This window comes from Paracoccus spongiarum (assembly GCF_030732095.1).
Taxonomy (GTDB): Bacteria; Pseudomonadota; Alphaproteobacteria; order Rhodobacterales; family Rhodobacteraceae; genus Paracoccus; species Paracoccus spongiarum.
This window is the reverse complement of record NZ_JAVAMQ010000007.1, coordinates 176,759-191,144: the sequence shown is the minus strand read 5'-3', so window position 1 is coordinate 191,144 and position 14,386 is coordinate 176,759. Positions and strand designations below refer to the sequence as shown.

Sequence of the window (14,386 nt, the reverse complement as noted above, 5' to 3'; positions counted from 1 at the left end):
GGAACACAGCTTTCCGCGACTCTTGCACAGTTCTGGCCTTCTCGCTAGTGCGGGACATTCGGAGGCGTGGCAGAGCGGTTGAATGCGCCGGTCTTGAAAACCGTTGAGCCTGAAAGGGTTCCGTGGGTTCGAATCCCACCGCCTCCGCCACTAGATAAGCCATTTTTACTAAAAGGTTTTATCGTCACATATTGTGGCGTGGTGCCCGCGACATCCGAGGCGCGATCCCTCTTAGAACTTTGAAATCGCAAGCCATGTAGCCGCCCAAAATAGCGCGAGTCTCTGGTTGCCATCTGGCGCGATGCGGTTTCCGGCCGTGTGTACGGGCGCCGGACCTGACTTCAGGGCACCAGCCCGCTGGCGTTGGCGTTGATCAGCAACGGGCAGTCTTGGCAGGTTTCATGCCGTCAGGCCGGAAAGCCTCGGGGTCCGTGAAGTGCCCCAGACAGCACTCGATCCGGTCCGGGAACACGATATGGGCACGATCCCGGTGCCATGCCTCGACCAGGTCGCGCGTTCCCTCGGGCCTGGTCGGCCGATGGGTCTGCACGACGATGAAGCCGCGGGTCACATTCATGCTGTCCTGGAGGTGCGAGGCGACCTTCAGGCGGTCTTGACCTCCGAGGCAGAGATGCGCCCGTCCGGCGACGAACCAGCCTTCGGACGTCGGCGGCAGGAACCGGCAGACGGACCGTTGCGGCGTCGTCACCAGCGCTGCCCGCTTCCGCAGGTCAGCTTCCATGACCACCAACGTCGCGTCCTGCGGCGCAGCGATCACCACCGAAACATCCGGCTCGACGGCGATCTCGGGTGTCGTCCTGGGGCGGCGGACGATCTCGTATCGGATGTCGTGGTCGCCGTCCCCCAAGATCGCGGCGACGCGCCGCGACTGGTTGCCGATGGCCACCCCGGCGCCCTCCACGCGCGACCTCGCTCAAACGGCCCGCGGGGCCGCTTGACGCTTGCTCGGGCGGAACCGGGCCGATGAACCGGGCACATCGGATCCCTCCGCGAGACCCAAGGGCAGATCGGCCGTCGGGACGGCGCATCCCGGGCGCGCGCGGCGCTGCTCAGGCGCCGGGTGGATCGGCATTCTGCCAGCGTGACAGCAGCATCCTGTAGAACTGTTCGGCGGCGGGCGGGGCCTTGGCCGCGGGGACGCGCACGACGCCGACAGTGCGGGTGACGGTGGGGTCCTTCAGCGCGACGGCGGCGATCAGCGGGTGGGGGGCGGCGGGCAGGGACATGCGCGGCAGCGCGGCGACGCCCAGGCCGGCCTCGACCAGGCCCAGCGATGTCGACAGGTGCTGCACCTCGTAGAACGGTCGGGGCCGGACCGTGGCACCAGCCAAGGCAAGATCCATGATGAGGCGGTTTCCGCTGGCCCGCCCGACGGTGATGAAGCGGTGGTCGGCCAGTTCGGCCCAGGTCACCTCGGCCCGTCGCGACAGGGGGTGGTCGCGGCGGCACGCCAGATGGAACGGTTCTTCGATCAGCGGCTCGAACGAGACTTCGGGCGCTTCGGTGCCAAGAAGGGTGATGCCGAAATCCACCTCGCGGTTGATGACGCTTTGCAGCACCTCGTTTGCCCCCGCATCGACGATGCGAAAGCGGATCAAGGGGTATTCCTTCGTGAACTCGCCGATCACGTCGGGAAGGAAATAATAGGCGGCGGTCGGAATGCAGGCGATGCTGACCAGCCCCGACCGGCGTTCGGCAATCTCGCGCACCGACAGAAGCGAGGTTTCCAGGTCGTCCAGCAGACGCCGGGCACGAGGCAGGAAATCACGCCCGACCGCCGTCAGCGACACGCGGCGGGTCGTGCGTTCGAGCAGCGCGACGCCCAGTGTCGTCTCCAGCTTCTGGATCCGCCGGGTCAGGGCCGGCTGGGACAGGTGGATCATCTCGGCAGCAGCGCGAAAGCTTTGCATCTCGGCCGTGGCAACGAAGGCCTTGAGATCCTCGAGGTCGATATTCATGTGCCATACGAAATTGTCATTCAGATAATTGCATTTCACACATGGCAGCCGGCCATGGCAAGGTTTTTCCATCGGAGCCCATCGACGCCCCGGCGGAGGAAAAACAGCATCATGTCCAGAATTCCATGCGTCCTCATGCGTGGCGGCACGTCACGCGGACCGTTCTTCCTGTCGTCAGACCTGCCGCAGGATCCCGCGGCGCGTGACGCCATCCTGTTCGCCGCGATGGGGTCGGGCCATCCGCTGCAGATTGACGGGATCGGCGGGGGGAATCCCCTGACCAGCAAGGTCGCCATCGTCGGGCCCGGCCGGCAGCAGGGGACCGACATCGAATACCTGTTCGCCCAGGTGAATGTCGACCGGGCGCTGGTCGATACAGCGCCGAATTGTGGCAACATGCTGGCCGCCGTGGGACCCTTTGCCATCGAGCAAGGTCTGGTCGCTGCGGGCGACCCGGAAACGCGCCTCACGATCCTGAACGTCAATACCGGCAAGCGGATCGAGGCGACCGTGCAGACGCCCGATGGTGCGGTCAGCTATGAGGGCGATACCGCCATCGCCGGCGTGCCGGGCACGGCGGCGCCGGTGCGGCTGGCGTTTCTGGACGCCGCGGGCTCGAAGACGGGCAGGCTGCTGCCGACCGGCGCGCTGCGCGATGAGGTGCAGGGCGTTCCGGTCACGCATTTCGACATGGCGGTGGCCGCGGTGCTGGTTGCCGCCGACAGCCTTGGCAAGTCCGGGCGCGAGGCCCCGGCCGATCTTGATGCCGACCGCCTCTTCATGGCCCGGCTCGAGGCGCTGCGGCTGACATCGGGCCAACTGATGGGGCTCGGCGACGTGGGCGACATGGTGATCCCGAAGCCCATCCTGCTGTCACGCCCGACGGACGGCGCCACGATCGACGCGCGCTATTTCATGCCGCATTCCTGCCACACGGCGGTGGCCATCACCGGCGCGGTCTGCATCGCGGCGGCCTGCTGCACCGAAGGCACGGTCGCGCATGATCTGGCGGTGTTGCCCGCACCGGATGCGCGGGGCCGCAGGATGCTGGTCATCGAACACCCGTCCGGCCGCACCCCGGTCGAGATCGAACAGGACCCCGACACCGGCGAGATCCGCCGTGTCGCGGTCATCAGAACCGCACGCAGGCTTTTCGAAGGCTTCGTGCATGTCCGCGACAAGGTCGCATGACCAATAGCCAAGGAGGAGGAAACATGATGAGAATGCTGAACAGGTCGGGCATCAGGTGGATGCTGCTGGGGGCCGCGGCCGCGCTTGCGATGCCCGTCGCGTCGGGCGCGCAGGACTTCGCCGGTGAGACGATCGAATGGACGGTGCCCTTCGGCGTCGGTGGCGGCACCGATGTCTGGGCGCGGTTCTTCGCGCCGCAGCTGTCCGAGGCGCTGCCCGGCAAGCCGACGGTGGTCGTGCTGAACGTACCGGGAGGCGGCTCGATCTCGGGGGCGAACCAGTTCGCCATGCGGGCCAGCCATGACGGTCTGTCGATCCTGGGCACATCGGCCTCGACGCAATACCCGGCGATCCTGGGCGATCCGCGGGTGCGCTATGACTATGCCGACTGGACGGCGGTGCTGGCATCGCCGACCGGCGGGGTCGTCTATATCGACCCGAAATACGGCGTCACCGGCCCGCAGGATATCGAGAAGCTGCGCGCCGAGGAGATCCGCTTTGCCAGTCAGGGCGCGACGGCGCTGGAAATGCCGGTGCTGCTGGGCTTCAAGATGCTGGGGCTGAACATCAAGCCGGTCTTCGGCATGGAAAGCCGGGGCGCGGGCCGCCTGGCCTTCGAGCGGGGCGAGGCGGGCATCGACTTCCAGACCAGTTCGGCCTTCATCAGCAGCGTCAAGCCGCTGGTCGATGGTGGCAAGGCCGTGGCGCTGTTCTCGCTGGGCGTGGTCGACGCCGAGGGCAAGGTCATCCGCGATCCCTCGTTCCCCGAATTGCCGACCTTCGTCGAGTTCTTCGAGCAGGCCACCGGCGCCACGCCCGAGGGAGAGGCCTTCGAGGCGTGGAAGGCCCTGATGCTGGCCGGCTTCTCGCTGCAGAAGATGGTGGTGCTGCCCAAGGATGCGCCGGCCGAGGTCATCGCGGCCTATGGCGATGCGGCACGGGCCATCGTCGATGCGCCGGACTTCCGCCAGCGGGCGGGCGACGAGCTGGGCGTCTACGAGCAGCTTGTCGGCCCGGATGCGGACGCCGCGCTGAAGGAGGCGCTGACGCTGGATCCCGGTGTCCGCGAGTTCCTGACCAACTGGCTTTCGGAAGATTACAACGTGCGGATGTGAGGTGGCAGGCGGGGCGATGCGCCCCGCCCCATCGCTCCGGGAGGAAATCAAAATGTTCGATATTGCCCTTGCGGCGCTGGGACAGGTCATGTCCGGCGGCCATCTCGTCTTTCTTGTCCTCGGTGTCGTCGTCGGGCTGGTCGTGGGCATCCTGCCCGGCCTTGGCGGCATCGCGGGCATGTCGATCCTGCTGCCGTTCCTCTACGGGATGGACCCAGCCTCGGCGCTTGGCATGCTGATCGGCATGGTCGCGGTCATCCCGACCGGCGACACCTTCACCTCGGTCATGATGGGCATTCCGGGCTCAAGCGCCACGCGAGGACCGGCCGGTGCCGCAGCGCGGGCAGGACGGGCGCATCCATCCCGCCGCGATCTTCGAGGCGCTGAAACAGGTCGCGCCGGCCGACTACATCGCCGTCGCCGATGGCGGAGATCTGCTGAGCTTTGCGCGCGTGGGGCTTGAGGCGCGCAGCTATCTGGATGCCGGCGCCTTCGGTTGCCTCGGCGTCGCGGTGCCCTATGCCAACGCCGCGGCGCTGGCATGCCCGGACCGGCAGGTCATCGCCGTCACGGGCGACGGGGCCTTCGGGCTGAACGCGATGGAGATCGACACCGCGCTGCGCCACGGTGCGCGGATCGTGGTGATCGTGTCGAACAACGCGGCGTGGAACATCGAACGCTATGATCAGGAATACAATTACGGCGGCCGGGTCGTGGGCACCACGCTGCGCCATTCCGACTATGCCGGCATGGCCCGCGCCCTGGGCCTGCATGGAGAGCGGGTCGACGATCCCGCCGATCTGGTCGGCGCCATCCGCCGTGCCATCGACCATGCGCCCGCACTTGTCGATGTGGTGACCTCGCAGGATGCGGTCTCCTCGGATGCGCGCAAGGGGCTGGGCTTCGTGCCAGACTACCAGCCGCTGACCGCCTGGGACGATGCCGAACGCGCGAGGCGGGGCCTGTGATGGTCGATTTCACGCTGTCGCCCGCGCATGAGGAGATCCGCCGCCGCACTCGCGACTTCGTCGAGGCGCATGTGCTGCCGGTCGAGGCCGACCGCGCGAACTGGGACGAACATGACAACATCGCCGACGGCCCGCTGACGCTGCTGCGCGACAAGGCGCGGGGGTCGGGGCTGTTCTCGCCGCAGGTGCCGCGAGAGATGGGCGGCATGGGGTTGTCGGTGGTCGGCCGCGCGGTGATGTATGAAGAGGCGAACCGCTCGATCTTCGGGCCGGTCGTGTTCAACTGCGCCGCGCCCGATGATGGCAACATGGACGTGCTGGCCCGCATAGCGACTCCAGATCAGCAGGTCCGCTGGCTTGCTCCCATCGTCGAGGGCCGCGCGAGGTCGGCCTTCGTGATGACCGAGCCGCATCCCGGCGGCGGCTCGGACCCCGGCATGATCCGCACCACCGCGACCCGCGACGGCGACATCTGGCGTATCCACGGGCGCAAGTGGTTCATCACCGGCGCGGCCGCGGCCGACCACTTCATCCTGATCGCCCGCACCGACCCGAACCCCGACGAGCGCCGCCGCCACCTCACCGCCTTCCTGTTCCACCGCGACCAGCCCGGCTGGCAGATCCTGCGCCGCATCCCGATCATGGGCCCCGAGGAGCATGGCGGCCATTGCGAACTGGCCTTCGACGGCCTCGAGATCCCCGACAGCGCGCGGCTGATGGGCGTGGGCGAAGGGCTGAAGGTCACGCAGATCCGCCTCGGTACAGCCCGGCTCACCCATTGCATGCGCTGGCTGGGCCTTGCCAAGCGCGCGATGAGCGAGGCGCAGTCCTACATCGCCCGGCGCGAGGGCTTCGGCGTCAGGCTGGCCGATCGCGAATCCGTTCGGCTGTTGCTGGGCGGGGTGGCGCTGAACATCCAGATCGGGCGGCTGCTGACGATGAACGCCGCCTGGGCGCTGGACCAGGGAAGCTTTGCCCGCAAGGAGGTATCGATGGCCAAGATCCATGTCGCCGACACGCTGCACCAGGCCGCCGACATGGCGATCCAGTTGAACGGCGCGCGCGGCTACAGCCGCGACACGGTGCTGGAGTGGATCTACCGCTATGCCCGGCAGGCGCGGCTGGTGGACGGTGCCTCGGAGGTCCATCGCATGGTGCTGGCCGATGCCTATGGCCGCGAGGGCGACGCCTTCTGGAGTTGGGGCGCGTGACGCAGCTGACCGAAAATCCGCATCTCGACGCCTGGCTTGCCGGGGTCCTGAACGCGCCCGCCGCGCGCGTGATCGCCGCCGAGAAGCTGTCGGGCGGCGCCATCCAGGAAAACTGGTCGGTCACGATCGATGCCGGGCTTGACGGCGGGGCCGGGCCGCGCCGCTGCGTCATTCGTCGCGACGCGCCCGCGACCATCGCCGCAAGCCGGTCGCGTGCGCAGGAATACGCGCTGATCCGCGCCGCCCATGAGGCCGGCGTCAAGGTGCCCACACCGCTGGGCTTCTGCGCGGACCCGCAGGTGATCGGCGCGCCCTTCGCGCTGATGGCTCTGGTGCCCGGCACCGGCTATGGCCCCCGGCTGGTGCGCGATGCGCAACTGGGTGGCGATCGGGCCGCACTGTGCCGCGAACTGGGCCGGCAACTGGCGCGGATCCACGCGATCCGCCCCGATCCGCGGCTGGACGCGATCCTCGGCGACCGGCCCGCCGATCCGGCCGCCGCCGCGGTCGCGTTGTGCCGCGACTGGCTGGATGCCCTCGGCACGCCGCGCCCCGGCCTCGAATGGGCGCTGCGCCGGGCCCAGCGCGACGCCCCGCCCCCCGGCGGGATCACCCTGACGCATCAGGATTATCGCACCGGAAACTTCCTCGTGGACGCCCGCGGACTGACTGCGATCCTCGATTGGGAATTCGCGGCATGGTCCGACCCCATGTCAGACCTGGGCTGGTTCTGCGCCCGGTGCTGGCGCTTTTCCCGCCCCGACCGCGAGGCCGGCGGCATCGGCGACCGGGCCGATTTCTACGCCGGCTACATCGACGAGGGCGGGCAGGACATCGATCCGGCCCGCGTCGCCTGGTGGGAACTGATGGCGCATCTGCGCTGGGCCGTGATCGCGCTTCAGCAGGGTCACCGCCACGCCAGCGGCGAAGAGCGGTCGTTGCACCTGGCGCTGACCGGGCGCATCGCCGACACGCTGGAACTTGACCTGCTGCACATGACCGCGCCCCGGATGGAGGTTCGATGACCGATCCCGCCGCCCTCGATCTTCTGGACGACACCGCGCGTGTCCTGCGCGAGGACCTGGCCGCGGCCCTCACCGGAGAGCAGCGCTATCAGGCGCTGCTGGCTGCCAACGCCATCGCGACGGCGCGGCGCGCGATCGCGGTGTCTGCACGCCTGCAGGCCGCCGAAGGCGCGATCGGGGCCGATGTCGCCGCCATCCGCGCAGGCCGCCATGACGGGGACGCGGCCCTGCACGGGCGGTTGCTGCACGCGGCGCGGTTGCGCGCCTTCGTCGCCGACCCCGTGGCGCTGTCGCCCGAGGATCGCGCCCCCTGCGAGGAGAGCCGAGATGCTTCCTGATCTTGCCCGCAACCTGTCGCTCGAGGGGCGTATCGCGCTGGTCACCGGCGCGTCGGGGTCCTTGGGCGGACGCTTTGCGCAGGTGCTGGCGGGTTCGGGTGCGGCCGTGGTGCTGGCCGCCCGCCGCCTCGACGCGCTGCAGGACCTGCGCGACCGTCTTTCGGCCGAGGGTGCCGTCGCCCATGCCGTCGAGATGGATGTGACCAGCCGTGACAGCGTCACCGCGGCCGTCGCGCAGGCCGAGCAGATGGCCGCAGGGCCGGTCGACATCCTCATCAACAACAGCGGCATCGCCCAGCCCGGCGCCGCGCTGGATCAGGACGACGAGGACTGGGCGCGGGTCTTCGCGGTCAATGTCGAGGGCGCGCGGCGCGCCTCGGTCGCGGTGGTGCGGCGACTGGTGCAGGCCGGCCGGCCGGGCGCGATCGTGAACGTCGCCTCGATCCTCGGGCTGCGGCAGGGCGCGGGCGTGTCCGCCTATGCGACCTCCAAGGCCGCGCTGATCCAGATGACCCGGCAGCACGCGCTGGAATGGGCGCGGCACCGCATCCGGGTGAACGCGCTGGCGCCCGGCTATGTCGAAACCGATCTCAACCGCGATTTCTTTGCCGCCGAGGCCGGGCAGGCGATGATCCGGCGCATTCCGCAACGCCGCCTGGGGCAGGCGGGGGAACTGGACGGCCCGCTGCTGCTGCTGGCATCGGGGGCTGGAAGTTTCATGACCGGATCGGTCATTGTGGCGGATGGCGGCCATCTTCTGTCGCCGCTTTGAAAGGACGATCCGATGACCGACTACGCGATGGTGACGCCCCAGCCCGGCGGCCCCGAGAATTTCGAACGCCGCGAGATCGCGCCGGATGCGCCCGGTCCCGGCCAGCTGCGCCTTCGCCAGACGGCGATCGGGCTGAACTTCATCGACATCTACCACCGGCGTGGCACCTATCCCTGGCCGGTGGACCGCGATCTCGTCGTGGGCTCCGAGGCAGCCGGCGTGGTCGAGGCGGTCGGCCCGGGGGTCGAGGGGCTTTCGGTCGGCGACCGGGTGGCCTACACGATCCCGATGGGCGCCTATGCCTCGGTCCGCGTGGTGCCGGCGGATCGGGTCGTCGCGATCCCCGACGCGATCAGCGATGCGGTGGCCGCGACCGTCATGCTGAAGGGCATGACAGCGCATTACCTGCTGCATTCCAGCCATGCGGTGCGGCCGGGCGATCAGGCGCTGGTCCATGCGGCGGCGGGCGGTGTCGGGCTGCTGCTGGGCCAGTGGCTGCGGGCGAAGGGCGTGACGGCCATCGGCACCGCGGGGGGCGCCGCGAAATGCGCCCTGGCGCGCGATCACGGCTATGCGCATGTGATTGACTATGACCGCGAGGATTTCGTGGCCCGCGTGGCCGATATCACCGGAGGGCACGGGGTGGACGTTGTCTATGACGGCGTGGCCGGCACCACCTGGCGAGGCTCGCTGCAATCGCTGGCGGTCCGGGGCAGCTATGTCTGTTTCGGACAGGCGGCGGGTCCGGTGACGGGCTTCCAGCTGTCCGATCTTGCGCCGAAGTCGGCCAAGGCGACGCGACCCAGCCTGTTTCACTTCATCGCCGATCCGGAGGAGCTGCGCGTCCGGGCGTCCGAGATGTTCGCGGCCTTGGCCCGCGGTGACATCACCTCCACCCCGCGCCAGGAATTCGCCCTTGCCGATGTGGCCAAGGCACATGCCGCGCTGGAGAACCGCCAGACAAGCGGCGCGACGGTGCTGATTCCCTGAGGTCGGCGCGCGGTTCCGGCGCCCCGCCGCCGGCACGGGGCGCGGCGGCGCGATCGGGATCGACCGCGGCGGGGCGGCGTGCATAATGGCGCCGACGAGGTCTTTCACAGGTATCTTCGATGCGCGTCTGTTATTGCCGGTCGCTTCTGGTGGCCCTGTCCGCAATCGCCCTGTCGGCGCTGTTCGCGGCAGGCCCCGGCCATGCCGAGGGGCGAGGCCCGGTCGTCTGGCGCGGCCAGGGCGATGTCTGGCTGCGCGACCCAAGCGTGTTCGCGGCCGATGGCGGAACCTACATCCTGCTGGGCACGCGATCGAATCTGATCGAATACCCCGATATCGCCCCCGGCGCGTTCAATGCCGAGGACGGCGTGGCCTATGACCTGCAGCTCTATTCGCCGGACGGCCAGAGGCTGTTGCGGCGGGCGGGCTTTCACAGCTGGGGCAAGAAGCTCTACCGCTCGGCCAGTGGAACCGTGCTCATCACCTCGCTGGAACAGGCCGGGGATTTCAACCGCGACGCGCCGAAGGCGCGCGGCCGCAGCGTCCATGTCTTCGTGCCGAAGGCCGATGCGCGCCGGACCCGGGGCGGCTTTCCGCTGGACTGGCGGATGCGCGACAATACCCCGATGATCCGGTCCAGCTATAATGCCGACATCTACGACAGCGGCGACGGGCGCTTTGTCTATATCGATGATCGGCAGGATCTGCCCGGCAATCCCGACCGGATCACCTGCATCAGGGTTCAGCGGCTTGACGAAGACCTGGTGCTGAGGCGCAAGGGGCCGCCCGTGCTGTGCCCCGGCCGTCAGGTCGATGCCGGCCGCGACGAGGCAGGCTGGGACCGGGCGCGGCCGATGCCGTCCGAACTGCGGCTGGAGGAAAACGGCAGCCTGATCGAAGGCGGCTGGGGCTATGCCTCGCCCAGCGGGCAGCACATGATCCTGTATTCTGCGGGGGCCTATCGGTCGGAAAGCAATTACGGCGGCTTCGTCGCGGCCTGTTCTGCGCCGACGCATGGCTGCCGCAAGACGCTGACCGCGGATGGCGCGGATGTGCGCCCCTTCATCGCGCCCAGTTCGCGCAACTACACCCATGTCGGGCGGCCCTTTCCGGTGCTCGATCGCAGCGGTCGGCTGGTCGACATCATCTTCCACGCCCGCCAGCGCGGCGCAAACGCGAATGGCGAGGGCGAGAACGACATCCTGCGCTGCATGAACTTCACGCCCGACATCCTCGAGCGGTTCGTGGCGGGCGGCCCGGCCTGCGCCTTCGACGACATCACCGGCAGCTGAGCGCGTCAAGGCCGCCTGCCGCGCAAGCCGGCCGGCAGCCTCACCGCTGTGTTGTCTGTCAAACCCGATTGGGCTAGGAGCGCGCTGAGCCAAGAGGATTCCCGGCATGCAAGCACATCGCGAACTGTCTGACGCACGGATTGTCGGCGCGGCGCAGGATCAGGGCAGGACGCTGATCTTCCACATCGGCGACCACAAGACCGGGACCACCACGATCCAGCACGCCTTTACGACCCGGTTGGTCCGCATCGGCGGCGTGCAGCCGCTGTACACGGCCTCGCTGAGCCACAACCACCTGCCGCAGCTGTTCCGCGCCGTTCTGCGCGACCGCAACAGCCCGACCGCCGAGAAGGGCCGGCAGGTCATCGCCGGCCTCGCCGCGAAGATCGCTGCCAGCGATGCCCCGATCTGCGTGATCTCGGCCGAGTCCTTCGAGGGCTTCGACCCCGCCGGCCTGCGCCGCATCCTCGACGAGCATTTCGCCGGCCTCTTCGACCGCATCCGCATCATCGCCTATGTGCGCCCGCATCTGCAGCGCTTCGTGTCGGGTTATGCCGAACGCACCAAGATCGGCATCCTGTCGGGTGACATGGAATCGTTCTTCCAGACCTGCCTGGCCCATGACGTGTTTCGCTTTGCGCCGCGCTTTCGCAAGTGGCGCAAGGTGTTCGGTGCGGATTTCGTGCTGCGTCCCTTCGTGCGCACCGCGCTGATCGACGGCTCGCTGATGACCGACTTCATCCGCTCGGCGGTGGGCGACGTGCCCTTCACCGTCGATCCGACCGACAATCAGAACGAGTCTCTCTCGCTCGAGGATCTGCTGCGGGTCAAGTATCTTCACGCGCAGATCAAGGGCCGGTCCGAGAAGTTTCACCACAATTACGGCTGGGCGCTGACCCGGATGCTGGGCGACATGCCGCGTCCCGAGACGGCGACGCGCATCCGGCTGCACAGGTCGCTGGCCGAACGGGCGGCCGAACATTTCCGCCCGGATGCGCGCCGGCTGGACGAGGCGTTCTTTCCGGCCGACCGGTTTCTGGAACAGGCGCTGTCGGATGACGTGGCAGCCGCCTGCGAGCTGCCCCAGCTGGCCACCGCCGAGGCGATGTTTTCGCCATCCGAAATGCGCAGCCTGGACCTGACCGGCCGGCTGATCGCGGAAATGCTGGACAACGGCAAGACCCCCTGGGCCGAACATTTTCACCGGCGGCGGCTCGAGCATCTGCACGGGGCGGAAAGCTAGCGCCGCGTCGTGGTCCTGCCGTATCGCCTGGTCTCGGCGATCTCCGCATTACGCGGCCGGCCGGACGCGGTGCGAAGGCGCCGTGCCCCCCTTTCCTTCGGTGAAAAGCAGAACAGCATGAAGGTCATCCTCTATATCGGGCATCACAAGGTCGGCTCGACCGCGCTGCAGACCTTCCTGTCCTGGAACTGGCTGAAGCTGCTGCGCGACGGCGGGATCCTGTATCCGATGGTCGAGGCCGAGGGGCTGGGCAATTGCCTCAGGCGTGCGATGACCGGGAAGGACGACCACGGCCGGCTCAGTCTGAACCAGCGCGAGCCGCACAACACGCTGGCCTTCCGCATGATCGACGAGGTTGGCGGCTTCAAGCTGCCGGCCTTCCTGGACCGCCCGCCCTCCAGCCTGCAGATGATGCGCGCGATCCGCGAGCAGGTGGAGAACCTGACCCCGTCGACGGTCATCATGTGTTCCGAGGTGATGTCCAATTTCGGCCATGTCGGGCCGCAGCTGACCCGCCGCATCCGCGACCTCTTTCCCGGCGCCGAGTTCGAGATCTACCTGACCCTGCGACGGCCTGACGAATACCTGGCGTCGTGGCACGGGCAGCGGTTCCGCTTCGGCTACAAGCTGGACCGGCTCGAGGGAGCGGTCGCCAAACGCTACGCGACCTCGGTTCATTTCGACTACAAGACGCTTCTGCTGCCCTGGCAAGAGACCTTCCCGGATGCCCGCTTCCACATCCGCAACTACCGCGATGTGCTGGCGGCGGGCGGATCATGCGAGGATTTCATCCGCCAGGTCGGCGTCAGGTTCCCCTCGGGCCTCGCAGCGGCCCCGCGGTCGAACCAGAGCATCCCCTATGCCTTCTACGAGATCGCGCGGCGGGCCAACCAGACGCTGGAAGGTCCGCTGCCGGGCCAGATGATGAATTTTCTCGAACGGACATCGGCGTCGCGCGATGTACCGGCGAATTCCGAGGTCGAGGTGCTGGGCGCCGAGGCCCGCGCCCATCTGTCGGACCGGTTCCAGCCGATCCACGCCTATCTCGGCAAGGTGGCAGACCAGTCGCCCTTCTTTCCCGACATCGACGAGCTGGGCCGGGTCCGGCCGGTGCCCGAGCTGGATGCGGCGCGGGCGGCGCTGGCGCGGTTGCGGTCCCTGCCGCCCTGGTCGCGGCCCTCGGCGCCGCTGTGGCAGTTCCTGAAGGAGCTTGAGATCTAGCGCCGCGCCCACCGCCCGCTCAGCCCTCGCCGGTCGCGCCGGCAAACCGCGCCGGGAACAGATGGCGCGACTGGCGCAGGGACTGCATCAGCGGGGCGGGCAGGAATTCATGCACCTTGTAGGCCCACGGCATGACCTTCGAGGGACGCTTGCGTGCCGGACCGGTCTCGCTGCCCAGCAGATGGTTCGGCCCGTTCGCCAGCAACCGTGCGACCGGGCGGCGATGGGGCAGGTCGCCCTCGTCCAGCGGGCGTTCCAGAAGGGCGGCTAGTTCGGTATCCTTTTCTGCCGCCGTCGCCTGCCAGGTGCAGAAATCCGCGACCGCGTCCTGCCGATACATCTCGTGGCGCACGGCCTGACGTTGCAGGGTATGTGTGATGTCGCTGTGCTTGAGATGGATCAGGTACAGATCCGGATCGAAGCGGAACGGGATCGACAGCCCGTGCGGGGCGATCTTGCAGGCGGTGTTGATGATGTGCGGCTTGGCCCAGACCGGCGCGCAGACATAGTTGCGGCGCTGCGCCAGAACCGGCCGGGCCGGATCGAGGGCGGGTTCGCTGCGCGGATCATGGATGATGTCCAGCCCCATCCCGGCCAGCGCCGGCGCCTTGCCCGCGCCGCCTTCCAGAAAGCTGCGCAGGTCGCGATGCTTCTGCGGGTCCACGATGAACAATTCGTCGGTGTCGTTGAAGATCACCGTGTCGTAATAGGCCAGCAGCCCCTCGACCATGCCCGAGATCAGCCGAAAGCGCGGCCCGTCCAGCTTTTGCGGGCGTCCCTGCGGGTCAAGCGCCCGCTCGAACGGAAGGGTCAGCATGTTCAGCGCGCCCGATCCGTCGGGCGCGGCGGGGCGGGTCTTCGACAGGTGATCGATGACGAACAGGTTCTCGCGCCCGAACAGCGATGCATAATAGCGATACCAGATCGGAAAGAAGAACTCCTCGTCCCTGAGCATGGTCAGGCAGGCTACGCGGCGGGGTCGGCTCATCGGCGGTGGTCTTTCGCTGGCCCGTGCATCAGGCGGGTGGTTGGGGCGGGGTC

General features: G+C 68.2%; 14 protein-coding genes, 1 tRNA gene and 1 pseudogene. 13 read left to right on the top strand and 3 right to left on the bottom strand.

The annotated features are described in order from the left end of the window. Positions 1 to 60: 60 nt before the first annotated feature. Positions 61 to 150: transfer RNA gene (locus Q5Y72_RS10005), tRNA-Ser, on the top strand. A gap of 223 nt (positions 151 to 373) precedes the next feature. Here Q5Y72_RS10005 and Q5Y72_RS10000 read toward each other — a convergent pair. Further along, positions 374 to 907: a YgjP-like metallopeptidase domain-containing protein gene (locus Q5Y72_RS10000; protein ID WP_305963266.1), complete on the bottom strand. Its 534-nt coding sequence runs from the start codon at positions 905 to 907 to the stop codon at positions 374 to 376. Between the two features lie 163 nt (positions 908 to 1,070). Further along, positions 1,071 to 1,979, bottom strand: a complete 909-nt coding sequence (locus tag Q5Y72_RS09995) for a LysR family transcriptional regulator (RefSeq protein WP_305963265.1) — start codon at positions 1,977 to 1,979, stop codon at positions 1,071 to 1,073. Positions 1,980 to 2,090: 111 nt separating this feature from the next. Here Q5Y72_RS09995 and Q5Y72_RS09990 point away from each other — a divergent pair, with 111 nt between their 5' ends. The 12 genes and pseudogenes from Q5Y72_RS09990 to Q5Y72_RS09935 all read left to right on the top strand — a co-directional run bounded on the left by Q5Y72_RS09990 (position 2,091) and on the right by Q5Y72_RS09935 (position 13,345). Next, entirely contained in the window at positions 2,091 to 3,170 is a 1,080-nt protein-coding gene (locus Q5Y72_RS09990; protein WP_305963264.1) for a 4-oxalomesaconate tautomerase, read from the top strand. A gap of 26 nt (positions 3,171 to 3,196) precedes the next feature. Beyond that, positions 3,197 to 4,285 carry a Bug family tripartite tricarboxylate transporter substrate binding protein gene (locus tag Q5Y72_RS09985; protein WP_305963263.1) on the top strand — a complete coding sequence of 363 codons (1,089 nt, stop codon included), beginning with the start codon at positions 3,197 to 3,199 and terminating at the stop codon, positions 4,283 to 4,285. 52 nt (positions 4,286 to 4,337) lie between these two features. Beyond that, positions 4,338 to 4,631 (top strand): annotated as a pseudogene (locus Q5Y72_RS09980) (tripartite tricarboxylate transporter permease); the annotation flags it as partial. Continuing rightward, complete coding sequence (locus Q5Y72_RS09975) at positions 4,615 to 5,253, top strand: thiamine pyrophosphate-dependent enzyme (protein WP_305963262.1); 639 nt, start codon at positions 4,615 to 4,617, stop codon at positions 5,251 to 5,253. The pseudogene Q5Y72_RS09980 and the gene Q5Y72_RS09975, both read left to right, overlap by 17 nt. Then, positions 5,253 to 6,464: an acyl-CoA dehydrogenase family protein gene (locus Q5Y72_RS09970; protein WP_305963261.1), complete on the top strand. Its 1,212-nt coding sequence runs from the start codon at positions 5,253 to 5,255 to the stop codon at positions 6,462 to 6,464. Before Q5Y72_RS09975 ends, Q5Y72_RS09970 begins: the two co-directional genes overlap by 1 nt. After that, positions 6,461 to 7,489: a phosphotransferase family protein gene (locus Q5Y72_RS09965; RefSeq protein ID WP_305963260.1), complete on the top strand. Its 1,029-nt coding sequence runs from the start codon at positions 6,461 to 6,463 to the stop codon at positions 7,487 to 7,489. The genes Q5Y72_RS09970 and Q5Y72_RS09965 overlap by 4 nt, the downstream gene beginning before the upstream one ends. Beyond that, positions 7,486 to 7,827 carry a hypothetical protein gene (locus Q5Y72_RS09960; RefSeq protein ID WP_305963259.1) on the top strand — a complete coding sequence of 114 codons (342 nt, stop codon included), beginning with the start codon at positions 7,486 to 7,488 and terminating at the stop codon, positions 7,825 to 7,827. The genes Q5Y72_RS09965 and Q5Y72_RS09960 overlap by 4 nt, the downstream gene beginning before the upstream one ends. Next, positions 7,817 to 8,599, top strand: a complete 783-nt coding sequence (locus tag Q5Y72_RS09955; RefSeq protein WP_305963258.1) for an SDR family NAD(P)-dependent oxidoreductase — start codon at positions 7,817 to 7,819, stop codon at positions 8,597 to 8,599. Before Q5Y72_RS09960 ends, Q5Y72_RS09955 begins: the two co-directional genes overlap by 11 nt. 12 nt (positions 8,600 to 8,611) lie before the next feature. Further along, a complete protein-coding gene (locus Q5Y72_RS09950; protein WP_305963257.1) occupies positions 8,612 to 9,589 on the top strand; it encodes a quinone oxidoreductase family protein in 978 nt (325 codons plus the stop codon). Positions 9,590 to 9,738: 149 nt separating this feature from the next. After that, complete coding sequence (locus Q5Y72_RS09945) at positions 9,739 to 10,881, top strand: hypothetical protein (RefSeq protein ID WP_305963256.1); 1,143 nt, start codon at positions 9,739 to 9,741, stop codon at positions 10,879 to 10,881. 106 nt (positions 10,882 to 10,987) lie between these two features. Beyond that, positions 10,988 to 12,124 (top strand): hypothetical protein, encoded by a 1,137-nt coding sequence (locus Q5Y72_RS09940; RefSeq protein ID WP_305963255.1) that lies wholly within the window; start codon positions 10,988 to 10,990, stop codon positions 12,122 to 12,124. 117 nt (positions 12,125 to 12,241) lie between these two features. Beyond that, entirely contained in the window at positions 12,242 to 13,345 is a 1,104-nt protein-coding gene (locus Q5Y72_RS09935) for a hypothetical protein (protein ID WP_305963254.1), read from the top strand. A 19-nt stretch (positions 13,346 to 13,364) separates the two neighbouring features. Here the strand turns inward: Q5Y72_RS09935 and Q5Y72_RS09930 are convergent, their stop codons facing one another. Then, a complete protein-coding gene (locus tag Q5Y72_RS09930; protein ID WP_305963253.1) occupies positions 13,365 to 14,333 on the bottom strand; it encodes a hypothetical protein in 969 nt (322 codons plus the stop codon). Positions 14,334 to 14,386: the final 53 nt, after the last annotated feature.